Origin of the sequence: Helicobacter mustelae (assembly GCF_900476215.1) — a bacterium.
Taxonomy (GTDB): Bacteria; Campylobacterota; Campylobacteria; order Campylobacterales; family Helicobacteraceae; genus Helicobacter_H; species Helicobacter_H mustelae.
In genome coordinates, this window is the sequence record NZ_LS483446.1 from 436,409 (window position 1) to 460,598 (window position 24,190).

Annotated in this window: 24 protein-coding genes, 1 tRNA gene and 1 pseudogene; 8 read left to right on the top strand and 18 right to left on the bottom strand. The window is 42.8% G+C overall.

All coding sequences use genetic code 11. From position 1 onward, the window contains the following. Positions 1 to 40: 40 nt before the first annotated feature. The 3 genes from DQN48_RS02090 to DQN48_RS02100 are packed head-to-tail and all read right to left on the bottom strand — an operon-like array spanning position 41 to position 2,289. A complete protein-coding gene (locus tag DQN48_RS02090; RefSeq protein ID WP_013022731.1) occupies positions 41 to 781 on the bottom strand; it encodes a metallophosphoesterase in 741 nt (246 codons plus the stop codon). 3 nt (positions 782 to 784) lie between these two features. Beyond that, positions 785 to 1,783 carry an N-acetyl-gamma-glutamyl-phosphate reductase gene (gene argC / locus DQN48_RS02095; RefSeq protein ID WP_013022732.1) on the bottom strand — a complete coding sequence of 333 codons (999 nt, stop codon included), beginning with the start codon at positions 1,781 to 1,783 and terminating at the stop codon, positions 785 to 787. Then, complete coding sequence (locus DQN48_RS02100; protein ID WP_013022733.1) at positions 1,780 to 2,289, bottom strand: DUF4149 domain-containing protein; 510 nt, start codon at positions 2,287 to 2,289, stop codon at positions 1,780 to 1,782. Before DQN48_RS02100 ends, argC begins: the two co-directional genes overlap by 4 nt. Positions 2,290 to 2,364: 75 nt before the next feature. On the opposite strand from DQN48_RS02100, the gene yaaA reads away from it, so the two are divergent. Together yaaA and DQN48_RS07855 are read left to right on the top strand one after the other, a co-directional pair. Then, on the top strand, positions 2,365 to 3,141 hold the full coding sequence (gene yaaA / locus DQN48_RS02105) for a peroxide stress protein YaaA (RefSeq protein ID WP_013022734.1): 777 nt from the start codon (positions 2,365 to 2,367) through the stop codon (positions 3,139 to 3,141). Positions 3,142 to 3,162: 21 nt separating this feature from the next. After that, positions 3,163 to 3,288, top strand: a complete 126-nt coding sequence (locus tag DQN48_RS07855; RefSeq protein WP_269460491.1) for a hypothetical protein — start codon at positions 3,163 to 3,165, stop codon at positions 3,286 to 3,288. Between the two features lie 236 nt (positions 3,289 to 3,524). On the opposite strand, the gene DQN48_RS02110 is transcribed toward DQN48_RS07855, so the two are convergent. From DQN48_RS02110 to DQN48_RS02155, 10 genes are all read right to left on the bottom strand, one after another. Beyond that, a complete protein-coding gene (locus DQN48_RS02110; protein WP_013022735.1) occupies positions 3,525 to 3,746 on the bottom strand; it encodes a hypothetical protein in 222 nt (73 codons plus the stop codon). Then, positions 3,733 to 4,113 (bottom strand): flagellar export chaperone FliS, encoded by a 381-nt coding sequence (gene fliS / locus DQN48_RS02115; protein ID WP_013022736.1) that lies wholly within the window; start codon positions 4,111 to 4,113, stop codon positions 3,733 to 3,735. Before fliS ends, DQN48_RS02110 begins: the two co-directional genes overlap by 14 nt. Before the next feature lie 19 nt (positions 4,114 to 4,132). Continuing rightward, entirely contained in the window at positions 4,133 to 6,172 is a 2,040-nt protein-coding gene (gene fliD / locus DQN48_RS02120) for a flagellar filament capping protein FliD (RefSeq protein WP_041913064.1), read from the bottom strand. Positions 6,173 to 6,337: 165 nt separating this feature from the next. Continuing rightward, on the bottom strand, positions 6,338 to 6,736 hold the full coding sequence (locus DQN48_RS02125) for a FlaG family protein (protein WP_013022738.1): 399 nt from the start codon (positions 6,734 to 6,736) through the stop codon (positions 6,338 to 6,340). A 60-nt stretch (positions 6,737 to 6,796) separates the two neighbouring features. Further along, entirely contained in the window at positions 6,797 to 8,053 is a 1,257-nt protein-coding gene (locus DQN48_RS02130) for a murein hydrolase activator EnvC family protein (RefSeq protein ID WP_013022739.1), read from the bottom strand. Beyond that, positions 8,050 to 8,865, bottom strand: a complete 816-nt coding sequence (locus DQN48_RS02135; RefSeq protein ID WP_013022740.1) for a hypothetical protein — start codon at positions 8,863 to 8,865, stop codon at positions 8,050 to 8,052. The genes DQN48_RS02130 and DQN48_RS02135 overlap by 4 nt, the downstream gene beginning before the upstream one ends. Further along, a complete protein-coding gene (locus tag DQN48_RS02140) occupies positions 8,852 to 9,523 on the bottom strand; it encodes a cell division ATP-binding protein FtsE (RefSeq protein WP_013022741.1) in 672 nt (223 codons plus the stop codon). Before DQN48_RS02140 ends, DQN48_RS02135 begins: the two co-directional genes overlap by 14 nt. Beyond that, a complete protein-coding gene (trmB, locus tag DQN48_RS02145) occupies positions 9,520 to 10,671 on the bottom strand; it encodes a tRNA (guanosine(46)-N7)-methyltransferase TrmB (RefSeq protein WP_013022742.1) in 1,152 nt (383 codons plus the stop codon). The genes DQN48_RS02140 and trmB overlap by 4 nt, the downstream gene beginning before the upstream one ends. Further along, positions 10,672 to 11,907, bottom strand: coding sequence for a fibronectin type III domain-containing protein (locus DQN48_RS02150; RefSeq protein WP_041913066.1), 1,236 nt, complete (start codon positions 11,905 to 11,907; stop codon positions 10,672 to 10,674). Next, complete coding sequence (locus DQN48_RS02155; protein ID WP_013022744.1) at positions 11,867 to 12,835, bottom strand: RluA family pseudouridine synthase; 969 nt, start codon at positions 12,833 to 12,835, stop codon at positions 11,867 to 11,869. Before DQN48_RS02155 ends, DQN48_RS02150 begins: the two co-directional genes overlap by 41 nt. Before the next feature lie 58 nt (positions 12,836 to 12,893). On the opposite strand from DQN48_RS02155, the gene DQN48_RS02165 reads away from it, so the two are divergent. Both DQN48_RS02165 and DQN48_RS02170 read left to right on the top strand, forming a co-directional pair. Then, positions 12,894 to 14,060: an FtsW/RodA/SpoVE family cell cycle protein gene (locus DQN48_RS02165; protein WP_081441309.1), complete on the top strand. Its 1,167-nt coding sequence runs from the start codon at positions 12,894 to 12,896 to the stop codon at positions 14,058 to 14,060. Next, positions 14,022 to 14,098, top strand: a tRNA-Ile gene (locus tag DQN48_RS02170). Before DQN48_RS02165 ends, DQN48_RS02170 begins: the two co-directional genes overlap by 39 nt. A 296-nt stretch (positions 14,099 to 14,394) precedes the next feature. On the opposite strand, the gene DQN48_RS02175 is transcribed toward DQN48_RS02170, so the two are convergent. Genes DQN48_RS02175 through recG form a run of 5 tightly spaced genes read right to left on the bottom strand, consistent with a single transcriptional unit; the run spans position 14,395 to position 20,094 of the window. Further along, positions 14,395 to 15,567, bottom strand: a complete 1,173-nt coding sequence (locus DQN48_RS02175; protein WP_013022746.1) for a GDSL-type esterase/lipase family protein — start codon at positions 15,565 to 15,567, stop codon at positions 14,395 to 14,397. After that, positions 15,564 to 16,538, bottom strand: a complete 975-nt coding sequence (locus DQN48_RS02180; RefSeq protein ID WP_013022747.1) for an SGNH/GDSL hydrolase family protein — start codon at positions 16,536 to 16,538, stop codon at positions 15,564 to 15,566. The genes DQN48_RS02175 and DQN48_RS02180 overlap by 4 nt, the downstream gene beginning before the upstream one ends. Next, positions 16,538 to 17,932, bottom strand: coding sequence for an MBOAT family O-acyltransferase (locus tag DQN48_RS02185; protein WP_013022748.1), 1,395 nt, complete (start codon positions 17,930 to 17,932; stop codon positions 16,538 to 16,540). The genes DQN48_RS02180 and DQN48_RS02185 overlap by 1 nt, the downstream gene beginning before the upstream one ends. Next, a complete protein-coding gene (locus DQN48_RS02190) occupies positions 17,932 to 18,204 on the bottom strand; it encodes a hypothetical protein (RefSeq protein WP_013022749.1) in 273 nt (90 codons plus the stop codon). Before DQN48_RS02190 ends, DQN48_RS02185 begins: the two co-directional genes overlap by 1 nt. A gap of 42 nt (positions 18,205 to 18,246) precedes the next feature. Continuing rightward, entirely contained in the window at positions 18,247 to 20,094 is a 1,848-nt protein-coding gene (recG, locus tag DQN48_RS02195; protein ID WP_013022750.1) for an ATP-dependent DNA helicase RecG, read from the bottom strand. A gap of 41 nt (positions 20,095 to 20,135) precedes the next feature. On the opposite strand from recG, the gene queF reads away from it, so the two are divergent. From queF to petA, 4 genes and pseudogenes are all read left to right on the top strand, one after another. Further along, positions 20,136 to 20,609, top strand: coding sequence for a preQ(1) synthase (queF, locus tag DQN48_RS02200; RefSeq protein ID WP_013022751.1), 474 nt, complete (start codon positions 20,136 to 20,138; stop codon positions 20,607 to 20,609). Between the two features lie 167 nt (positions 20,610 to 20,776). Next, a pseudogene (groES, locus tag DQN48_RS02205) lies at positions 20,777 to 21,043 on the top strand (co-chaperone GroES); the annotation flags it as partial. 28 nt (positions 21,044 to 21,071) lie between these two features. Further along, a complete protein-coding gene (groL, locus tag DQN48_RS02210) occupies positions 21,072 to 22,703 on the top strand; it encodes a chaperonin GroEL (protein ID WP_013022753.1) in 1,632 nt (543 codons plus the stop codon). 979 nt (positions 22,704 to 23,682) lie between these two features. After that, entirely contained in the window at positions 23,683 to 24,186 is a 504-nt protein-coding gene (gene petA, locus DQN48_RS02225; RefSeq protein ID WP_013022756.1) for a ubiquinol-cytochrome c reductase iron-sulfur subunit, read from the top strand. Positions 24,187 to 24,190: the final 4 nt, after the last annotated feature.

Sequence of the window (24,190 nt, forward strand, 5' to 3'; positions counted from 1 at the left end):
CCTTCATTGCTTTTTTTTCGTAATTCTACAACGGAAATGTTTAATTTGAGCTGTAAAAAATGTGAAATTCCCCATGAATGAGTTGGAGGATTTTCTTCTGACAATAAAAGGATGGAAGCGCCTTGTATAGGGAGTTTTGCGCAGTGGAATGGAAATGTCCTTCGATGATGAAATGCAAGATTTCAGGGGCGAGATTGTGATTTTTGGCATAAGAAAAATAGTCATCTAGACGCTTATTAATAAAGCTTTTTTCATCGGGATTTTTTAGGGCAAAAATCGATTTTTGTAGCACTTTTTTGTGGATGGAGGTATAAAGATGCCCAAGAGTGATCTTATCTAGTAGACGCAAAAAAAAAGTTACCAGAGGATGGGTCATTGTCTGAATATAGCGCTCATAAAAAGGAGAGATAAATAAATCTCCATGTGCAAGAAGTATGGTTTTGCCCTCATATTCCAGCACTAGAGGCTGTCTTTTGCGCGGAAAGATTTGCACATTCTCCAAAGAAGGCAGGGAAAAGTCATGATTGCCTTCCAGATAAAACACTTCACTCTGCCTAGCAAGTTCGCTGATCTTTGCCAATAGGGGAGCATGCAGACGCAAGGAGGAGGGGATGGCGCCAATGAAAAGCTGGAAAATATCGCCCACAAAAAAAATTTGAGGAGGAGGATTTTTGGCTAGAAAGTCTAAGAGCTTATAGGCCCTGGGATCTTTGTGGGAAAAATGAGAATCCGCAATAAAAACCGCACCATTCCTTAGCTCTAGAGATGGATGGGGCAGCATGAGTTAGCCTAGCAGTGGGATTCCGCTAAGCTCATCAAGCCCAAACATCAAATTCGCATTGACCACGGCCTGCGAACTTGCCCCACGCATGAGATTGTCAATGCTTGTGCAAACATAAAGATCTCTGCCAGAGGTCTGGGCATAGATATCGCAAAAATTTGTACCGCGCACGCTTAGCACATCTGTGCTATGTTCGCGGATGCGGATGCAGGGCTCATTTGCATAATGCTCCTGCAAGATGGAAAGAGGGTTGATTTCTGTGTGCAGCGTGGCAAAAATGCTCACTAGCATGCCCTGGGTCAGTGGGGTGAGATGGGGGATGAAATTGATTTTAACATCTTTGTGACCAAAGGTCTGGCATTTTTCTGCAATCTCGATTTGGTGGCGATGTTTTAGAGGTTGGTAGGAAAAAATATTTTCATTAATGAGGGGATAGTGGGTGTTTGGACTGAGTTTTTTGCCAGCCCCACTCACTCCGCTTTTTGCATCAATAAACACGCTGGAATCCATATAGGGCAAAAATGGTAAAAGCCCAAGCAAAGAGGCTGTGGGGTAGCAGCCAGGATTAGCGATGAGAGAGGCATTTTTGATAGCTTCGCGCTGATACTCCACAAGCCCATAGACTGCATGCTCTAGATTTTTGGGATCCTTATGGGTGCAGTAGTTTGCCTCATAATGCTCCTTGCTTAGGCGATAGTCTGCAGAGAGGTCGATGACTTTTGTCCCAAGCTCTAGGGCTTCCTTGGCAAATTGCATACTTTCTTGATGGGGAAGTGCGAGGAAAAGCAACTCACAAAGTCCTGCTGCTTTCTTGGGATCTGCTGGAGATAGGGGCATGGAGCTGATTTTTGTGAGAGAAGGATGTAGCGCATCGATGCGATCTTGCGCGCTTGTATTTGCGACATAAGCAATCGTAAAATAAGGATGTTTGGAGAGGATTTTAAAAAGCTCAAGGCCGGTGTATCCACCTACCCCAATGATGCCAACAGGGATTTTTTTCATGACCTTCTGCCTTGCTTTTCTTTTTGCAATGCGATGACGCGCCAAATAAGACTGATGCTAAGCAAAACCAAAAGAAACTGGAAGACATACTCGCTTTGGTGATGCAGACTGGCAAATTCTGGCGTCCCCGTGCTAGCTGCACCCATTTGCTGGGCTTGGATAATGCGAGGGGTGTAGAAAAAAGAAAAAGTAAAAATGAGACACACGATAATGGCATTGAGGACGAGGGGAAAGAAGGTTTTTTTATTTTTGAAATTAAATCTTAAAAGCTCATAGACCAAAATTATAATCGCACTGAAATTGAGTAAAGTATTGAGTTTTGAAAAGATTTGACTCATCAAAATACCAGAGTCAAAATTTGTGATGCCAAGATCAGGCAGGAAGGCATAGGATTTGAAAATCACGGGAGCTACGAACGCCCCACAAGCAAGAATCGCGCCGATATTTATGCCAAGCAGCCAAATATAAAGTGCATGGATGATCAGTAAAACCGAGTTTGTTTTCATAAAATGGATGCCTTAATTTTCTTGGGAATTTTTCTATAATCATAGCAAAAAGTCCTAGTAAAAGGTAGGAGAAGAATGAAAGTTTTATTTAGCCCTAGCGAGGGGAAAAACATCTCCCCAAGCGCGCAAAAACCTCTGCAAAAAATGCAAAAAAATCTCTGGGAGGAATTGGAGCCGCAAATGCCCCAGAGAAAAGCAGTGATTGAGGCGTATCTGGAGGCTTTGAGAGAGAATGGGGATGAGGTTTATAAAATCTTTGGAGTAAGGAAGATTTCACCCCATGAGTTAGAGCTCTGCAAAAATCTGTTGCATACTCCAAGGACTGCAGCCATTTTGCTTTATGATGGGGTGGCATATAAGGCGCTAGATTTTGCAAGTTTGGGGGATGGCGCACAAAAGTTTGTGCGTGAGAATGTGTATATTTTTAGCAATTTATTTGGAGCAGTGCTAGCAGATAGCCCCCTGCCTTTTTATAAGCTCAATCAAAACTACAGGGGCAGGGGATTTGGCCTGCAAGAAATTTATAAAAAGACCAAAACACAGATGGATGAGGTGCTCATTGGAGAATGCGTGATTGACCTGCGTGCAGAAGTGTATACCAAGGCCTATGCTTTAGATTTTTTTCATATTCGCGTGGAGTTTTTGAAAAATGGGAAAAAACTCAGCCATATTGCCAAGCATTATCGAGGCATTTTCCTGCGTCATTTGGCCCATGCTTGGGCACAGGGCGATAGGATAGAGCAGCAGGAAGTGCAATGTATCATCAAGGACATGCAGATGGAGGGGGTAGAGCTAAGCGATATTCGCACCACACCGCTCGCACATACCTATGTCTATCAAGTTCAGTCCTAAGGTTAGAAATTTTTCTGTGTATTGCTAAAATCCCCACTTTTTGATGGGGGTTTTGATGAGTTTTTGTGCGTGCTTGCTACTCCTAGGTCAATGGGGGATAATAAGCCCTGGGTCAAAATCCCAGTGCTTGCAAGGATTGTGGTTTGATTTTTGAGTTCTTTTGGCTGGGTTGTGCAAGCTTTTTTGTGTGAGATTTTGTCAATCCCTTCCTTTTGCTGGATTTTGTTTGGTTTTTGTCATTTTCTTTTGGAGTTTTGAGTTGTTTTTGATCCCAGGTTTTTCATGGGATTGGCCAGCTTGATAACTTTATTTTTGCACAAAGGATTTTTCTTGCTTGTTTTTGGTGGGCATCTCGCCTCTAGATTTACATGGATTGAAGCGATTTATTTTAAGAATTTTTGCGCGAGTTTGATTTGGAGCATTTGATCTTGGACTTCTTGTCTTTCTTGCTTGAGTAGCTCGATGCCTTGAGCGATGAGCTCTCTTGCACTTAGGAGTTCTTCTGTCTCTGTGAGCTCCTCTGTGGGGACTTTGGTAATGAGTTCATAGCATTGCTTGGAGTCCTTTTGCAAAATGGCGATTTTTAGTTGATCATGCCATTTCATGGGCGTGGATTTCCTTCCATGCATCTAGCAGCCCCTTGGTGACATTCACCACCGTGCCAATCTTCTCGGTGTTATTTTCCACATTGGCCTGTGTAAGGAGTTTGATTTGATAGGTGTAAAGCCCCGTGAGATAGACTGCCACCTCTCCGCCTTTCTCGTAATCTAGGGCATTCAAAAGTTCTGTGAAGATGTCGGTGATGCGATTGATATAGTAGATTTTTCCCTCGATGTCATCAGAGAGGATGGAGCGCTGCGCCAAGCCAGAGAAGCGCAAAATCCCCTCATAGAGCATCTCAATGAGCTTGGTGGGGGATTCGATTGTGATGGAATTTTGTTGATAAGAATTATAGGCATTGATCATTTTCATGGGTGGATCCTTGTTGTTTTTATTTTTTCTTGTTTGCGGCGCCTGTAGACTGATCGATCATCATCTGCACGGCATTGAAGGAATTGTTTGCCTGTGCGATTTGTTCATCATAAGCAGCGAATCGATTTGCCATGGTGTCGTAGTGGGTTTTGAGTCTCTCATTGGCTTGTATTTTGTCTTTTTCGAGATTTTTCGCATCCTTGGTGAGGGAGTCTTGAAAGAGATTGAGGCTGGCATTGCTGCCATCAACAAGGGATTTTAGATAGGTATTGAACTTCACAAAAATCCCATCCACATGCTCATCCCTGCCAAAGCGATTTGTGGAATCATAGCCATAAAAAGTCTCCACGACTTTCTGGGGGTCTTGGGTGAGCGCGGTGTCTAGTGCTCCTTCATTGAGTGTCATACGGCTTTTTTCATCGATTGAGAGGCCGAAATCTACCAAGCTTTTGGCGGAATTTCCTCCAACAGATTGGGAAAAAATGCTATTAATGCTGGGACGGATGGAGCGAATATCTCCCACACCATTGAAGATCCCAGCTACCTTGCTCTCCTTGTCAAAGCGAGTGACTTCATCAAGCTTTGGAACCAATTCATTGTAAGTCTTGACAAAATCCTTTACTTTTTCTTTGATGGCATCTGTATCCCTTCCCACGCTGATGATGGCAGGCTTGTCTGGCTCTGTGGGGTGCACAAGAGTGAGATTCACACCTTTGATGACATCTGTGATCTCATTGGTGGGGCGTGTGATGCCCACTCCATTATAAGAAAATCTCGCATCAGAGCCCTGCTGAAGATTTTTAAAAGCAAAGGTCTCTTCTTGGAGCTTGATGTAGTTTTGGATCAATCCGTTTTTTATGCCCATGTCTTTGAGGAATTCCTCCCCCTTAGCATCATTGGCATGGATGTCGACCTCCCCGACTTCTGAGGTGATGTGCAGCCTGCCGCTGCCATCACTGCTAGCATGCAGTCCAGCGATATTCTCAATGGCTTGGGCTAGGATTTTTGCATTTTCTTGGCTGGTGTTTTCTTTTTTTGTCATTTTGGAGAGATCCATGGTGATGCTACCAATGGTAATGCTGCCCTCTAGCTGCCCTGCTGGGATGGGGTTTTTGGTATTGAACAATCCATCCTCTTTGGAGGAGGCAGGTGTGATACCAATCTCTGAGAGTTTATTACCCTCGATTTTTACACTAAATCCCCTGCGATCATTGAGGATGAGCTTTTTGCCATCATCAGAGATGCCCACATTAAGTTCGTTGCCCACCAGATCCTTTGTGAATTCATTTTCTTTTAGTGCTTTTAAAATGGCATTTTTGAGTGCTTCGGGTTTGTTTTGGGCCTGTGCATCTTTGGCATCAAGCATGACGCTAATGGTGTGCTCATTGGCATTAGCATCCCTTACGACGAGATTGAAATCTCCCTCTCCTAGTTCTGGGAGTGAGTTGATGGACTCTGTGGCAAGTGTGGAGCCAAAATAAATCCTGCTGCCCTCTCCAGTGTCTTTGGAATTGATCATGAGTTGGTAGGGTTTCTCGCCCCCAGTCTTCATTACAATTCCCATAGCCTCACCATTGGTGGTATCTGTGATTTTCTGGGCGACATCATTGAGCGTCATGCCTCCTTTGATGTCGATGGTATAGTACTGCCCTTTTACATAGAGATTGAGCTTGATATCTTTGGCGCTAAAAACATCATCTCTAGAATTAAATTTTACACCTACTTCATTGATATCCCCTTGTGCGAGGGATTCTACATCAATCTTGATGTCTTGCAGTGGTATGCCCGCATTCACGCTGGCTTTGATGGCATCATTGCTGACATTAGAGGTCCTGCCAAGATAGGTGGAATAATCCGCTAGAGAGGAAATAGGAGATTTGAAGGCACTGATGAGAGTGTTAATTTCAGTGAGCTCTTTTTGTTTTTCGATATTTTCCTTCATCTTTCGATCGATGGGTGCGATGATGGTTTTTTCATCGGCCTTTTTGAGCTTATCGATTACATCATAATTTAAAACCCCACTCCCTATACCAAGAGAGCTCAACTGTCCGATTGCCATAAAATTAACCTCTTTGTTTTTATTAAATTTTGTGCTTTTTATTTTGTTGCTAAGATTTCACTTCAACTTCTGGGCCATCTTATTATGCCCATCATAGCCCCCGTTACCTCATCATGGCTCTGCTTTGATCCAGCGACTAAAACGCTAGATCAAAGCACGTGAGTATCAGCCCTTTTTGTCAAAAATCAATCCCGTGATGATGTCACGCATCTTGCTCATGAGCTCGATTGCTTCCTTGGAGGGAATCTCTCGGATAATTTTATTGCCACCATCCTCTTTGACTGTCACCACCAGCCCACGAATCTCATCATTATAGTTGAAGGTGATATCGGTATTGATGCGCTTCATTTCTTTATTGAGTTCTGCGCTGAGTTCATGAAGCTGTTTTCTGAGGTCTTGGCCTTTTTGCCCTTCTTGGATCTTTTGTGGACTGTCCATCCGTGGCGCCTCTGTCCTGATGGCTGTTTCCCTTTGACTGGCGGGTACCCCTGCGTTAGCGGCTATGTTGATGAGTTGCTTTTTGATCGCTGCTTGATCTGTATTGCTGTGAATGCTTTCTACCATGTTGTACACCTTGAAATATAGCTATGCTCTAATATCGAATAAAGTGAATTTTTTTTTATTTTATTGTTGATTTTTTTGTGAGATCACCTCTAGGGGATCGATATGCTTGTCTTTTTGTGTGATTTCAAAGCTGAGTTTTTGCTCCACTCTGCCGATGATGTAGCCTTTTTGGATCTTGAGCCCCACCTTAATGGTGGGGGCGATTTTGTCTAGCTGAGAGTAGATGGTGTGCATTCCCTCTTTGTTTTCAATGATCACGACTTTTTTTAAGATCGGCACCTCTTTGGCATATACCACCTTGCCATCAAAAATGCTGCGTACCACGGCATTTGGGGTTTTGGAGACGAGGATCACGGCTTCATTGAAGACTTTGAGTTTGTAGACGGGATCAAAATACGTGCCAAATTTTTGCTCCACGGTGAAATTTTCCAATGGCGCGATGGTTTTCTTGCCCTTGTATTTGGCAGTGGAGAGCATTTTATAGGAATTTGCGACCTGCTTGACTTCTAGTGGCGCATCAATAATGCTGTCTTTTTTTTGAGATTTTTTTATACTCACTTCTTTTTCTTGCTGCTTGCGTTTTTCTTCGAGTTCTCTTTGAGTGTTTTGCTTCAAGATATTGAGATTACTCAAAATCAAATCCAGACTTTTGCGCTCATTATTAATTTGCTCGAGCTTTTTGTTGTAGGTGCTTAGGTCTTGGTGTAGGGTCTTTTCTAGTGCCTTTTGTTCGCTTAGGATTTTTTGCAAGGACTTTTTTTTGCTCATTTGGAGGTTGATGCTGGCATTGAGGGCCTGTATGCCCTCTGTGGTTTCTTGTATTTTTTGATTAATGAGGTTTTCTTGATCGGTGAGCAGGAGGATCTTTTCTTGGGATTGTTTGCCAAGAGATTTGAACATCTCTTGCAGGATGATGTCATCAGGGGAAGTGGGATTTTTTTCATTGAGAAGGATCAAAAAAGATGCATCATTAATGAGGATCTTTACAATCTTTTGGCGAATCTCTTGCTTTTGGTCTTGGAGTTGTTTGAGGAGATTTTTATACTGTTCTAGTATTTTTTCTTCATTGAGATTTTTCCCCTGATTGCTATTGATATTTTCTTGCAATCTTAGGATTTGGAGATGATAATCTCTGATTTTTCTGCGATTGTTGTTAATCTCATTTCCCAGCTTTTGCAAGAGGTTGGTGATTTGATTTTTTTCATTTTCTTTTTTTTGGATTTTTTGTTGATTGAGATTGATGTCTTTGTTGATCTGCTGGAGATCCAGTGCATAGATCGCGCCAAAAACCCCCAAAACCCAAAAAATTTTCTTCACTGCTTGTAGCCTTTTTGTAGCACGATCACAAAAAACACAGAGAGCATGGAGATTCCAATTGTCAAAAGCGTGAGATAGAAAAAATCTTGCGCCAGATAGAAAACATTTTCTTTGATCCCAAGGATTTGTAAAAATTCCTTGACCCTTGGGTTTAGTGACGCATAAAAACTCCCCAAAAAAATAATGCAAGAAGCAATTAGAGAATCAAAAAAAGCAAGTTGAAATAGATATTTATGTTTGAGCCAGCCTTGCGCGCCTAGTAATTCCATGATATACATTCTTTCTTGATGCTCCAGGCGCCAGATTTGGACTTGACGCATCATCAAAGAAAGGCTAAAGAGTGCGAGCAATGTGGCAAAAACATAGATTAATTTTTTGATAAAAAACAGCAATTCATAGACTTGGTTATGGGTTTTGCTAAAGGTCTCGATTTTGGAGATGGTAGGGATTTTGGAGAAGGCCTTTTGCATCTGCTCTAGGGTATTTTGGTCTGGGAAGCTGCCAAGTTTGAGAGAGTAAAAATAGGGCAGATCCTGCGCAATGAGGGCGAGATTTTGCGCATCATTAAAATCTTTGAATCTTTGGAGCAAAAAATCAATATTGAGGACCTTTATGCCCTCAATCTTTGGATAGATATTGCGGGCATCTCCTAGGGTGAGCTGGGTTTTTGAGGCAATCAGGATGGAGTAGCTTTGATTGAGTTTGTTTTCTTTGATTTGGATAGCGCGATTGATGAGCAAAATACTCTGCAGGCTAAAAAGCAGCGCCACCAGCGGGAGAATTAATACCAAATGCCTCTTAAGAAAATTCATAGACTTCCCCTTCTTGGATGTTGAGTTTGCGATGTGCGAGATTGAAGCGCGATGGGATGCGATGCGTGGCCACGATGATAGTGATGCCTAGATGTTCATTGGCACTTTTGAGCAGGCTCCAGATGAGCTCGCTTGAGTAATCATCAAGATTGCCTGTGGGCTCATCTGCCAAAATGATATCAGGCTTATGAGAAATCGCCCTAGCAATGGCCACACGCTGCTGCTCTCCACCGCTAAGTTCTAGGGGATAGCGATTACCCTTATGCAAGAGATTGATGTGGGTGAGCAACTCCTTGACCTGATGCTTGCAGATGCTTTTGCTATAGCCATTGATGCGCATGGGAAGCATGATATTATTTTCCACATTCCATTCTTTGATTAATTTATAATCTTGGAAGACAATGCCCATGTTGCGGCGCAAGGCGCTAAGTTGATTTTGTTTCCCCAGATGCACAGGAGTGCCACAGATCTCTAGCTCCCCAGAAGCAATCCTTAAATCCCCATAAAAAGAGCGCAATAGCGTGCTTTTGCCACTTCCACTAGCGCCAGAGATGAAGACAAAATCTTTTTTGTTGATGAGGAAATTTGCCTCTTTGATGACATTTTCATTTTTTTTGTAACCAAGACAGAGTTTTTGTGCTTTGATGATGGGTTTCACTTAGAGCCTCCAAAAATGCTTTTTAGCCTTTCATATGCCTTGAGATTCGCCTCTGTGGGGATGATGTCTTGGCCTAAAAAAGAAGTTTTTTGCACCAGATGATCAACAAGTACAAAGCTTGTAAAAGGTGCGTGGAAATCCCCAAAATTTATGTGCAGCATTATACAGTTTTTGCTCTCATAGCAAGCCTGAACATGGACAAAAAAATCCTCTTCTAGGATCTTTTGGGTCGATGGGAAAAAATCCCTGTGATAGGGCAGGGGGAAATTTTTGGCTAGGGAGAGTGGGGGGGAGTTTTGCAGGCAGTGAAAAAATATATCATAAATATTTTTGTTTTGCTTCTGCCAGCGTGCTTCATATTTGCTAATGATGCCTTGTGTGAGATTTTTGTGGACCTCAAAGCTTGCATGCTTGGCACTTAGTGCTAGTTTTAGTGCGTCTTGGAAATATTCCTCATCATCAGTGCGCAGATGCAGGGTGTCATTTTTTTGCAAGATGCGAAAGGCCTGGGAGAGAAAACTAGGACTTAGAACGCGGCGGTGTGGCTTTTTGTTCCAAGGCACAGGGAAATGCAAGAAAATCCCTCGTGCGCTGTTTGATGGCAGGATGTTACTAAGGATTCTTGCATCGACCTTGGTGATGTAGAGATTTTTAAGGTCTAGGATTTGGATTTGGCGCAATACCTGCTCGATGCTTGGAGTATGGATCTCAATGCCTATGACTGGCGTATTGGGGTGCTTTTGCGCGAGATCTAAAATATGCCTCCCAGATCCAAAGCCAATTTCTAAAAAATAGCAAGAAAACTGCTGGGTCAAAAAATCTTTTGCGCTGAGGAGATAGGGGGATTGCACGCTTTGTTTTGGAGAATTTTTAGAAAGATTGTGCGTGATGACATCACAAAACTTGCTCAAATGCCCAAGCGCATCTTTCAAGATCCCCACAGGGCTTGGCCTTGCTGCCTTGTGCGCTTTGAACAGCATGCCTTTTTGATGTGGGACTTTTTTGATGAGAAAGGGCTCATCTTTGAAGGTGACTAAAATTAGGCTTTGCTTGGGGAATTGCGTGTGGATGAATTCCTCATGGAAGTGATATTCTCCCGCGCAAAATGGTAGGGGCAGGGAGCTAGCCTTGGCGATAAAATGAGGCATTTAATATCCCAGCGTGAAGCTTTGGCTAGGCAGGGATTCTAGATCATTGGCATCTATGCTTTGCACAGAATATTGATATTTAATCTGTGGCTTCATTTCCTTGTCTATGAATTCTTCTTGGGAGATGTTGTCAAAGCAGACTTTGCTCCCTCCATTGGCTAGGCGACAGACCTTGAAATGGGCGATCTGGCGAGCATTCTCTGGCATCCTCCATTGCAAAAGCGCCATATTTCCATTGATCATCCTAGCAGCAATGACCTTTGGAGTGGCAGGCAGTGGCAATGCATTGCCCTCCACCGCGCCATTTGGCATCTCACCATCTACGTCGTCTGCATCCACTGCGATGATTTTGTAATAGCGGATCTCTCCGTCTTTGAGATTTTGATCTTTGTAGGAATTTTGCTTTGTTTGTGCGAGGAATTTGAATCCCTGATTGAGCATGGGAGAGGCAAAGATCTTGTATCTAGCAATGGGGCTTATGGGATTTTGTGGCACATCCCAATGCAGCAGAATGCTCTTTACTAGATTATTAGAGGCAGTGATGTTTTGCAGTGGCAGTGGGGGCTTTCGCGTGATACCACTTACGCTTTTGCTAGGCAGGCTCAATGCCCCCTCAAAGCTCTCTGCTAAAACCCTATATGTATAGGCCTTGTCATCTTCAAGATTCTGATCAAAAAACTCCACATATAACCGATGGGGCACCACGCCCACTCTTAGGAACTGCCCATTCTCTGCCCTGCGCTCAATGATGTAGCGCTGGATGCTGGGATTGGGATGAGGGCTCCAAAAAATCTTGATTTGCTTGGGGAGATCCTTGCTGGCAAAGACATTCTCGATGGGATCGATGTAGGAGGTCTTGATGGTGATATTTTCTGATTTTACAGAGATGTTATTTTGTCGCCCTAGTGCAGCGATTTGGTAGTTGTAGCTGCTTTGGGGTTTGAGTTTTCCCACATAATAATGCGTGGCAAAAGGGTTTTTGATAACATGCAGAATTTTTTGGGTTTTTTTGTCATCGATGGCATAGATAACATAGCCACTAATCTGCTCAATATCACTAGGCAGCTGCCATTCAATCCCAGCAGATGTTACATCGCTAATGGTGCGGATGCCTTCTACTTTGGAGAGGGTATTATCGACCCTGCGCTTATTGACTTCACTCTCCAAAAAAAAGCAACCCTGGATCAATGCAAGGCTACAGAGTAAGCAAAATCTCAGGATTTTGTAGGAAGCCATAAACCTGTTCCTTATCAAAATTTTTTTCCAGAAATTCTAGCATATCCTGAAAAACAGGGGCGCGAAAAAGCATGTTTTTTTGTGTGCTGGGATGAATGAGATAGAGCAAAAATGCATGCAGCATGATGCGTTTAGAAAAATTACCCCTATATCCATAAAGTCCATCGCCTAAGATATGGCGCGAGATGCTCTCTAGATGCACTCGGATTTGATGTGTCCTACCAGTAAAAAGCTTGATGGCAACAAGTTGATAGGAATGATTATGCGAGAGAAACAAAGGTAGAAAAAGGCTTTTGCTCTCCCTTGCCTGTGGAAATACCAAGGGATCAAGTTTGCACATTTTCAGGCGATTTTTGGGATTTCTGCCCATGTGGCAATGGATGCTAAGGGCTTCTTTGATGGGTTGATCAATGATGGCAAGGTAATAGCGCCCCATGGTGCGAGTTTGTAGCTGATTTGCCAGGGAATTGTGCGCAAGATTATTTTTTGCAATGGCAATTGCACCTGTAGTGTCTTTGTCTAGACGATGCACGATGCCACAGCGCTCTTCCCCGCTAATGGTGCTAAGGGTATAACCCTTTGCCTTGAGCCAATCAAGCAGTGTCTCGGCCTTTTGGCTTGGGGCTGGATGGATGACAAGATCGCTGGGTTTATTAAGGATCAAGAGATGATCATCTTCATAGATGGTGTCAATCTCTAAAGAAGTCTTAGATTCTAGGATTTTGGGCCTAGATGTTGGAGCAAGGATGTTTATACGATCACCAATTTTCAATTCCTTGCCACCCTTGGCACATGGACTGCCATTCAACAAAACGAGGGAATTTTTAATCAGTTGCAAGATTTGATTTTTGGGCAGATGAAGAAAGCTGCACAAAAAAGTATCAATTCTTTTGTGTGGTGTGGTGGTGATAATCTCTTGTTCTTGCATATTTGCTCACTAGAAGGCTATTTGTGTTAGAATCTCGCTTATTTGTTTGGGTTTTGGGATGATTGATCGGCGCATTCTAACACATTTTGATTTTCTTTTGGTTTTTTTGGTGGTTCCCATTGTTGTGCTTTCTTTTCTTTTGGTGAATGGATTTGATAGCAGCAAGGGATTGCGTGAATTGATTTATGTCGGCATAGGCATTGGATTATTTTTTATATTTTTTCTGATTCCTTTTCGCAGGCTAAGCCGCAGTATTACGATTTTTTATTGGTTATTTATTGGGATGCTTTTGATTATCGATCTTTATGGTGCAGTGCGTTTGGGAGCACAGAGGTGGATTATTATCCCAGGGACTGGGATGTCCTTCCAGCCTAGTGAACCAATGAAAATCGCATTGATTTTAATGCTTGCAAATTTGATTTGTCACAATCCACCCCCCAAGGGTGGCTATCATCTAAAAGAAATTATAAAGTTTAGTTTTTATATTTTGCTGCCCGTATTTTTGGTGGCAAGGCAGCCAGATTTGGGTAGCGCGATTGTTATTTTTCTCATGGGTTATGGGATTTTATTTATCGTGGGAATTCAAAAGCGTTTGATTTTCTGGGCGCTGGGATTGTTTATCGTTTTTGCGCCAATCTTATATTCTTCTAATATGCTCACACGCTGGGAATATCAAGCAAAAAGAATTCATGATTTTATCGCTACCACTCCCTCCCATCAAGTGCAACAATCCCTCATTGCCATTGGATCTGCGGGATGGGTGGGGAAGAGCAAAGAGAACATCACACAAACAAAATTTGGTTTTTTGCCTATTCCCATCACGGATATTATTTTTTCTTATTATGTGGAGCGCTTTGGATTCTTGGGAGCATTGGCTCTTTTTGTGATTTACATTGTGCTGATTTTGCACATCCTTTCTTTTTGTCTATTGGATTCTCGAGATTATTTTCTGCAGGTGGTGGCTGGGGGAATTGCCATCCTGCTCTTTGTATACATGAGTGTAAATATTGCTATGACGGTGAATTTTGCCCCCATTGTGGGCATCCCTCTACCCTTCCTTAGCTACGGTGGGAGCAGCTTTGTGACCTTCATGATCCTGCTTGGCATTTTGGAGAATCTGCTTGCATTTAAGTTTGATTTTGAGTATAATTCCAGCCCCATTGCGAACATGCGAAAAAAAAGAAAAGGACCCTTAGCTCAGCTGGTCAGAGCACTCGGCTCATAACCGATTGGTCGTAGGTTCAAGTCCTACAGGGTCCACCACTTTTTGATTTTTTCATTTCTCTCGCTCTCTTGGTTTTCTTGATTTTTCCTCGCCAAATTTTTCCTATTTCTCCCACAGTTTTTCTAAGGACCCCCCTGTGATTCCTCTCTCAAATTTTGCAAATTTTTCCCAACTTTTTAGGATTTTTTGGATTCCCCTTCATGCTGCGCTTTCATGCCACAAAATCCCCGCGTCTTTTCAAAAACCCCTTGCTTCCCTCCATCATGCAAAATTTGCAAATCTCGCGTGACAAAGCTCAAAAATCCTAAAAAATTTTGCTTAGATGCAGCCAATCTCAAGGATCTAGCCCCAAGATATCTAAGAGGCTTTTGTACACTGCATTGGCGGTTAAGCGATAGCCTTTTGGTGTGAGATGTACATCCTTTTTGGAGAGTGAGAGAGCAATCCACTCTGCCTTTTTGCCATTTTTTTGCATCAGTGCATCCCAGTCAAAATACAAGAGATTTTCCTCTTTTGCCAGTGCAAGGAGACTGGATTTCACCGGAGCGAAATTTTGTGTAATGATATATTGCTTGTTTGATTGCTTGGCCACGACGGTGGGAGGACCTATGAGTAAGATTACAGCATTAGGATTGTATTTGCGAAGCTTGCGAATCAAGCTCTTGTAGTGGCGCAAAAACTCTTTTTTGTCAAAGACATTAGAGATGGCATCATTGGATCCATAAGAGAGGATGATGAGATCATATTGCAGCACCTGCATTTCTTTATTAAGGATTTCTTGATTCCACTGCAGCCACAAATCGCTCCTAGCTCCATTGATGCCCATATGATCGATGATGTTATTGTCTTCTTGATTGTAGATGAAATACCCTCCAAGCATGCCATTTCGCAAAAGAGCATGGATTTGCAGAGGGAGGCTGAGTTTATAGGGTTTGCTAATTTCCCAAAATCCTGGATTTTTGGAGTTAAGAGAAAGGCTTTTGCCCTGCGCATCTTTGATGCAAAAGCTTGCGAGATGATTGGGGGATTTGAAGACAAAGCGGATTTTGTAGGTCTTTTTTGGCAGTGTGGTATCTAGATTGATAAAAGCCTCACTATTTTTGGCCTGTGCGATCACCCCGCCCATGGGGTAATCCATCCCAGGGGCGCGCAGAGAATTATACACCTCAAAGCCCTTGCTTTGGATTTGCAGCAATGCATTGCGGTGGAAGGCTGGGAAGAGGGGGTAGACAAAGCCAATGGCATTGGGTGTGAAAAAAAGCCTTCGTAATTCATCAGAAAAAATATCTGCTGCGATGTGAGAATCCCCAAGAATGTGGATTTTTAGATCCTCTTTTTTTTGGATTTTTTCGCGAAGGAGATCGAGATTTTGGGAGGAGAAATTTTGTATTTTGGCGCTTTGTATGATTTTGCGCAGAGGTTTTGAGGATTCTTGATAATTCTCCCAAAAGGCGTCTTGCCCCATACAGATCCAAAAAAATCCCAAAACAAGGCAGAGGATTCTCATGGATTTTTTCCTTTTGTAGGTCTTGGGTTTATGGGTGCTTGGCCATCTTTTGTAGGGGTTGATACCCCAGGCTTTGCCACCTCTTTTGTAGGCTTTAGGGTTGTTTGGGGCATCCCTGCTGTGCTTGCTGCTTGTGATGCTTTTTCCTCTCTTGGAATCACTGTGATGCGCTCTAGCAAAAGATTGGTGAGGATTCTAGAGCCAGAGCGCGTGAAGTGAATCCCATCATTTGCGCGCAGAGAGATGCTCTTGCCATCTTTATTTTCTAAGAAGGGTGCGTAATTGCCATTGGGGGCAAAGATTTCATTCACGCTCAAGAACAAATCCCCGCTATGTTGCAGCGCCTCCTTATAGAGTGCATTGAGATGGGGGAGCCTGGCGCTTAGCTTGGGGTTTTTGACAAGGGGGATCTCATACCATATCACAGCGGATTGATAGTTTTTTGCGAGTTGCAAGATCGCATCCACACGCTCTTTGTAGATCGCATCCCAATTGGGTGTTCCATAGCGCACCTTGCCTAGATTCCAAGGGTCATTGGCCCCAAGCATGATTACAATGACATCAATTTTGTTTTGCTTTAGTAGATTTTCTAGTTCTCTTGGCCAATTGAAAAAATTCACATAAGTAAGTCCAGTGCTTTGCTTGGCCTCATTTATGACCACAAAGCCCATTTTTTTGAGCGCTGAGACTAGGCTCATGCCAATGCCCTGCATCATGGAATCGCCAATGAGCAAGAAATTGCTATGGGAGAGCACCTCGATTTTTCCCCCAGCGATCCGGGGATATTTTGGCGTGGGCTTGATGGGGGTGGGCTGGGAAATTTTAGTTTTTTTTGGCTCTTGGGGTTCTTTTGTGGGAAAGATGCTAATGTGATATTTTTGTTCCAGATAATTTTTTATGCTTTGGTGGAATGCTGCGATATTGATGAGAAAGATCACACAAAGTGAGAGAAAGAAATGCAAAAACCTCATCAAAAGCTCGCATAAATGAAGTTTGGCACGCCATCTGGCATGAGGAAAAATACCAGAATTAAAATCATGCCAAGCAGGATGGGTTTGATGAAATGGGGGATTTTTTCTAGGAACTTTGTGCAAAATTCTAGAAAATCCTCCATGAATTGATAGAGTACAAAAAGCACAAAAGCCGCAAAAAGCAGCAGCGCATCCCTTTTATGGATGGGAATTTGTGGATCAAAGGCTTGCAAAAAGCCAAGTGAGCTAGCAAAATCTGCATAATAGAAAAAGATCCAGCAAAATGTCACATAATGAAAGGTAGCAAGCTTTGGCAAAAGTGGAACATTTTTGAAATGGATGTTATAGCGTTTGAGTACATTCAAAAACACGATGCCAAAGCCATGCAAAAGTCCCCAAAGTAGGAAATTTAGCGTATTTCCATGCCAGATGCCAGAGGCACCAAAGGCAATGAGCACAAAGATTTGGGTTAGCAAAAATCCTCTTTTGTTGCCTCCAAGGGGAATGTAAATAAAATCACGTATGAAAGTAGAAAGGCTGATGTGCCATCGATTCCAAAAATCTTTGAGATTGCGCGCGATGTAGGGGGCTTTAAAATTGGGGGGCAGGGTAAAGCCTATCATGAGCGCAAATGCACCAACCAGATTGATATAGCCGCTAAAATCGCAATAAAGCTGGATCCCATAGCCATAGATTGCCAGTAATAATTCTATGATGTTATAGCCTGAGGGGCTTTGCAAAATGGGGGAGGAAAATTGCTCGATACTGGTGGCAATGAGGACCTTTTTTATAATGCCAAAAAGCAGCAGCATGAAGATGAGATTGACATGCCCAGGATTCCAGATGCGGCTTTTTTTGAGCTGCGTAAAAAAGAAATTGCTCCTCATGATGGGGCCAGAGATGAAAGTGGGAAAAAAGGAGAGATAGGTGGCAAGATTAGCAAAATTCTCCAAATTAGGATTGATTTGCTTAAATCTTTGCTCATAGACTGCTCTAAGATAGGTGATGGAGGTAAAAGTATAAAAACTTATGCCAAGGGGCAGGAGAATCTGGGTTTGGTGGAGGAAGGAGAATCCAAGAAGTGATAGAATCTGCTCTAAGAAATTTTTGAGATCATCGTGATATTTGAAAAAGCAAAGATTGAGTACCGCCAAAGTGATGCAGGCGATGAAAAAAAAGCGAGCTTTGGTTTTTTGGATGAATAATGCGCAGAAATAAATGAAAATCGTATAGCAAAAAATCATGAGCGTGACCCAGGGCCCGCCCAAGAGAAAAATAATCAAATGATTGAAAAGCAAAAGCAGGGTATTTTTGAGGGTGAGGTTTTTGATATTCCAATAAATGAGCAAAAAAGCAAGGAAGATGAGGCTAAATTCGATGGAAAAAAAACTCATTAGTCTTCCAGGTTGGTGATGCGATAATGAAAGCGCAGGGTTTCTAATTCTTTTTTCAAGAATCTATTTTCTTCATAGAGCAGATCATAGCGCGCCTGGAGTTTTGTGATTTCTTTGCTGGAGTAATAAATATGATTGACAAGGAAAATCTTGATGACAAAAAAGAGGACACAGCCAAGAAAAATACAATAGGCTAGGACGAGACTGGGTGCACCTAACCCACGAAACTTTATGGTTTTGACTTCATCGAGGAGTTCTTGTCGATCTTGCACTCTCTTTGCTCCTTGTTTTAGGGCTAGGATTATAGCATAAAATTAGCGCGCAAGCCTCTGTTCTGCTAGGGCTAAGATTCTAGCATCTGTGCCAAAATCAAAAAATCTAAATCGCTCTCCGCTTTGCTTTTCTCCAGAAAACAAATCCCCGCCACTGCGATATTTGAGATCGATCTCTGCGATGTCAAAGCCACTGAGATGATTGCAAAAATCTTCTAGGCGCTTGTTTTTGGGAGTATTGGTATAGAGGAAGCAATAGCCCTTTAATCCATTGCGGCTCACCCTTCCGCGCAATTGATGCAGCGTAGCAAGTCCTATACGCTCAGGAGCGATGATGACAATGGTGCTAAGACGAGGGAGTGATATGCCTACCTCAATGAGTGTGGTGGCAAGCAAAATGCTTCCTTCATCGCGAAATTTGGAGAGCACTTCTTCTTTTTCCTTGTCTCCGCCAGAGGTGAGGAAAACCCCCTCAAAATGCCTTTTCCAAAAGGGCGCTCCTTCTGTGAGTGAGAGATATTCTAAATGCTCGCTTTCCTCTACCAGCGGATAGACGATGGCGCACTGGTGGGATTTTGCTACTTCGTCTTTGATGTGGCTCAAAAGCTGGTTGAAATCTGTTTTTGTGATAATGCGGGTTGTGATGTCTTTTTTGTAGGGGAGATCGCGCATGAAGCTAAAATCAATCAAATGCGCATGGAGCATGCTGAGTGTGCGCGGGATGGGGGTGGCGGAGAATTGCAGAAAGTGGGGTTTTTTGAGTGTTTTGCTGTCTCCTTCCTGGGCCATTTTTTCTAAATGATGTCTTTGGTTGGTGCCAAAGCGATGCTGCTCATCTGTCATGACAAGGGCGAGATTTTGCACATCAAATTCCCTATACAGCAGGGCCTGGGTACCAATGATAAAATGCGCATTTCCCCCTTCTTTCCCCCCTTGTTTTTCTTTGCGACTCTCTTTGCCAGCGATGCATCGGATCTGGATGTAGGGGGGGAGAAGTTTTTTTGCCTCTTCATAGATTTGGAAGGCAAGAATGGTGGTTGGCACCATCAGGAGGCATTGATGGGGATAGGCCATCACCACGCTTGCTAAGATCACGATGGTTTTTCCACAGCCCACATCTCCCATGATGATACGCCGCGCTGCTCTCTCTCCAGAGAGATCTTTAGCGATGGTGGCAATAGCGCTGGTTTGGGAATTTGTGAGGGAGAAGGGCAGGGAGGTGACAAAATCCTGGTAGGGATTTTTGCAAGAGATTTTTGCAGGAAAGTGGCGGCGCTTTGTAGAGAGGGTGTGGATGTGGCGATAAATTTCGATGAATTTGAGTGCTTCTAGTGTCTTTGGTGGGAAATTGCCATGGGTCTCAAAATAATGCAAAAATGAGGGATTGGGGTGGAAAATCTCTAGGAGATGAGGGATGAGAGAGGGAGGCAGGGGCGAGGCTAGAAGGGCGTCGTGGGTGAGGTGGCGAGAGAGGATATCCTGCAAGGTGGAATCACGGATGGAGGGGAATTTAAAATGCAGTAAAATGGTGTTGCTTGTAGAAACGCATTTGGGTTGGATGAGTGAGAGCTGTCCTAATTGGATCTGGAGCTTGCCATGAATTAGCATTTTTTTGTTGGGTTGAAAAATTTTTCTGTGGAAGGGTTTGTGATTAAAAATAATTAGGGTAATATCACGGTGAAAATTGGGAATGTGAGCAGCGATTCTTAGTGTATTTCCTGCAATGAGTTGTGATTTTGTCATGACTTCCAGCGCTCCAGTGGCGTTGTTGACAAGATGGGGGATCATGAAGGTATTGGTATAACTTTTTGGCACACACAAACAAAGATCCAAAAGGCTGTGAATGCCTATTTTTTTAAGCTTGTTGTAGTCTTGCTGTGTAAAATCCATGAGTCACATTCTAACAAAAAAATGACAAAAAAGGCCCTGGCATGAAAGATTTGAGCTTACTTGGCAAGCAGGATGTGGAGTATGCATTCCACTACAATCCAAAGATTTTAGAAACATTTGAAAACAGGCATAAGGAAAATGATTATTTTGTGAAATTTAATTGCCCAGAATTCACCTCGCTCTGCCCAATGACGGGGCAACCGGACTTTGCTACCATTTATATCAATTACATTCCCCAGCACAAAATGGTGGAATCCAAATCCCTCAAGCTCTATCTCTTTTCCTTTCGCAATCACGGGGATTTCCACGAGAATTGCGTAAATGTGATCATGAAGGATTTGATTGGGGTAATGGAGCCAAAATTCATCGAAGTGTGGGGGAAATTTTTGCCACGAGGGGGGATTAGCATCGATCCCTATGCAAATTATGGGCTGCCTAACACAAAATATGAAGAAATGGCGCATTATCGCCTGCTGCATCATGATCTTTCTTTTGAAAAGATTGACAATCGCTAGGCGGGATATTGAAGTATTAAGCGGCCGGTGATAGTAAAGTTTAGTTTATATGACTAAATATTTATTATACACACAGTATAAATATCTTGATTTGTTTATGAAATTGTGATAGGATTCTGTCACTTAAAATTTTAAGTGCTAATTAAACCAAATCAAGGAGTTTGATGATGAATTTTAAACCACTAGGCAAAAGAGTTTTGGTAGAGAGACTTGAGGAAGAAACAAAAACCAGCTCAGGGATTATTATTCCTGATAGCGCCAAAGAAAAGCCTTTGATGGGGATCGTGAGAAAAATCGGAGGAAAGGTATCTGAGGAGTGTACCTGCATTCATGAGGGCGATACCATCGTATTTGGCAAGTATAAAGGAAGTGAAATCAAGCTAGAAGACAAAGATTTTATTGTGCTAGATTTTGAAGATATTTTAGGCGTTATTAAATAAATTTCTTATTAAGGAGTAAAAAATGGCAAAAGAGATTAAATTTAGCGATCATGCAAGAAATAAACTATTTGAAGGAGTCAAGCAACTCAATGATGCAGTCAAAGTAACGATGGGGCCAAGGGGTAGAAATGTGTTGATTCAAAAATCCTATGGCGCTCCTAGTATCACAAAAGATGGCGTATCTGTAGCAAAAGAAATTGAGCTCTCAGACCCAATTGCAAATATGGGTGCTCAGCTTGTCAAAGAAGTGGCTAGCAAAACCGCAGATGCTGCAGGAGATGGCACTACAACTGCCACAGTGCTAGCCTATAGCATTTATAAAGAAGGCTTGAGAAATATCACTGCAGGTGCCAATCCCATCGAAGTGAAGCGCGGCATGGACAAGGCAGTGGATGCCATCGTAGCAGAGCTCAAAGCAGGCAGCAAAAAAGTCGGCGGCAAGGGCGAGATCGCACAGGTGGCTACCATTTCTGCAAATTCTGATGAAAAAATCGGGAATCTCATCGCAGAGGCAATGGAAAAAGTGGGTAAAGATGGCGTGATCACTGTGGAAGAGGCAAAGGGGATTGATGATGAGCTCAATGTGGTTGAGGGAATGCAGTTTGACCGCGGCTATCTTAGCCCTTATTTTGTGACCAACGCAGACAAAATGACCACCCAGCTAGAAAATCCCTACATTCTTTTGACAGATAAAAAGATTTCTTCTATGAAGGATATTCTCCCTCTTTTGGAATCCACAATGAAAAGTGGCAAACCCCTGCTCATCATCGCAGAAGATATTGAAGGAGAAGCACTTACTACACTTGTAGTAAATAAACTCAGGGGCGTGCTCAATGTAGCTGCAGTGAAAGCTCCTGGCTTTGGAGATAGAAGAAAAGAAATGCTAAGAGATATCGCGATCCTTACAGGTGGGGAAGTGATTAGCGAAGAGCTTGGTAAAACTCTAGATTCTGCAAGTATTGAGGATTTGGGAACTGCTGCAAGAATTGTCATTGACAAAGACAATACCACCATCGTGGATGGCAAGGGTTGTGCTAATGCGGTCAAAGAGCGTATTGCTCAAATTCGCACCCAAATTGATACAACTACAAGCGATTATGACAAGGAAAAATTGCAAGAGAGACTTGCAAAGCTAAGTGGCGGCGTGGCTGTGATTAAAGTAGGTGCGGCTAGTGAGGTAGAGATGAAAGAGAAAAAAGATCGCGTAGATGATGCTCTCTCTGCCACAAAAGCAGCAGTGGAAGAGGGCATTGTCATTGGTGGGGGTGCAGCACTAATCCGTGCAGCCCAAAAAGTCAATCTCCATCTTCATGGTGATGAGGCAGTGGGCTATGACATCATCAAAAGAGCGATCAAAGCTCCTCTAGCACAAATTGCTGCGAATGCGGGATTTGATAGCGGAGTGGTTGTCAATGAGGTAGAAAACAAAAAAGATGCTTTTGGCTTTAATGCAAGCAGCGGGGAATATGTAGATATGTTCCATGCTGGGATTATTGATCCATTGAAAGTCACAAGAGTGGCGCTCCAAAATGCTGTCTCTGTTTCTAGTCTCTTGCTCACTACTGAGGCCACAATCAATGAAATCAAAGAAGATAAGCCAGCTCCTGCAATGCCAGATATGGGCGGCATGGGCGGCATGGGCGGCATGATGTAATGCCCTCCCTTTTTTTTGAATTCCTTTTATCCCCTCCTTTTTGGAGGGGTTTTTTATTTTTCATCTACTAAAAAGAGAGTTTTGCTCTCTTTGAAGTCGTTGGAGGGTTTTGCCCTTTTAAAAAACCAAGTTAGGGCCAAGATACTTTTTCATAGTTTTCCCTCTGTCATTTTGGTGTTGGTGACATTTTTTCTTTTTATTTTTCTAGATTTTTATCCTATCAGATCCCCATGCTTATTGGTGCAAGCTTTGTTTTTATGCGTATGGCTAGCCTTTGTTGCTATTTCTTTCTACCTCGCTCAATGCCTTCATCAGTTATTAGGTTTTTTTCATCGCCTCATAAGGGCCAAAAAATTTTATGCTTACTTTGGTGTGATCCTCAATCTCTTATGGCTTGCTAGTTTTAATACAGTCCATTTTTTGGCAGGATCTTTGAATCCTTTCATCACAAGAGCTTTGCAGAATTGCTATTAATAGCGCCCCTGCTAGTTGGAGTATCTTTTTATGCATTTCAGGGCATTAGCATCGTTGTAGATCTCTATTGTGGGGATCATTACTTGCGCATTGAGCGCCATTATTTTCGCACTTTATTTTTTTTATTGTGTTTTTCCTTGCGCTGATTGCGGGTCCCATCATCAAGGCCTATCAATCTATCCCCAAATCACTCCCAAATTTTTGAAGAGATTTTTTGCTGCCCAAATATCTCATCTTATAAATCATCCCATCCAACTTCTTCCCAATCCCCCCAAAACACCCATCACCATCCTAATCTGTTTTATCATTTAGCATGCGAATTTGGCAAAAATCCCTCTTTATCTTGCGAATTTGTATGGGTTCTTTTATTTGTATCAAGGAGAATTGAGATTTAGGCCTTGAATTTAGGCTTTTGTGGGCAGGATTTAGCTTCTTTTATGAGGAAATATAGTAGAATGAGCGCGATTTTTTTCTTAAAATCTAAAAAAAATAGAAGGAGTAGGCAATGGCCGAAGTCAAAAGAAGAGATTTTTTGGGAATGGCCCTTGGGGGTGTTACCGCACTGGGTGCTGTAGCTTCTCTCATCGCCATGAAAAAGACCTGGGATCCTCTTCCTAGCGTTGTCGCAGCCGGATTCACCACGGTGGATGTAGGCGGTATGAAAGAGGGGGAATTTTCCACAACAGCATGGAGAGGCAAGCCAATTTATATCATCAAAAAGAAGGCGGGTGAAGAATTCAATCAGGCTAGAGATTTTAAGGTCGGAGAGGGTGTATTCACTATGGGGATCCAGATTTGCACACATCTGGGCTGTATTCCGATCTTTCACCCCGATAAGTCAGAGTTTTTGTGCCCCTGTCATGGAGGGCGCTTCACCCTTGATGGTGTGAATATTGCAGGCACCCCTCCACCTAGACCCTTTGAAATCCCTCCCTTCAAGATAGATGGCACCAAACTTGTGCTAGGTGAGGTCGGTTCAGAATACAAAGCAATGATAGCAAAAGCATAAGGAG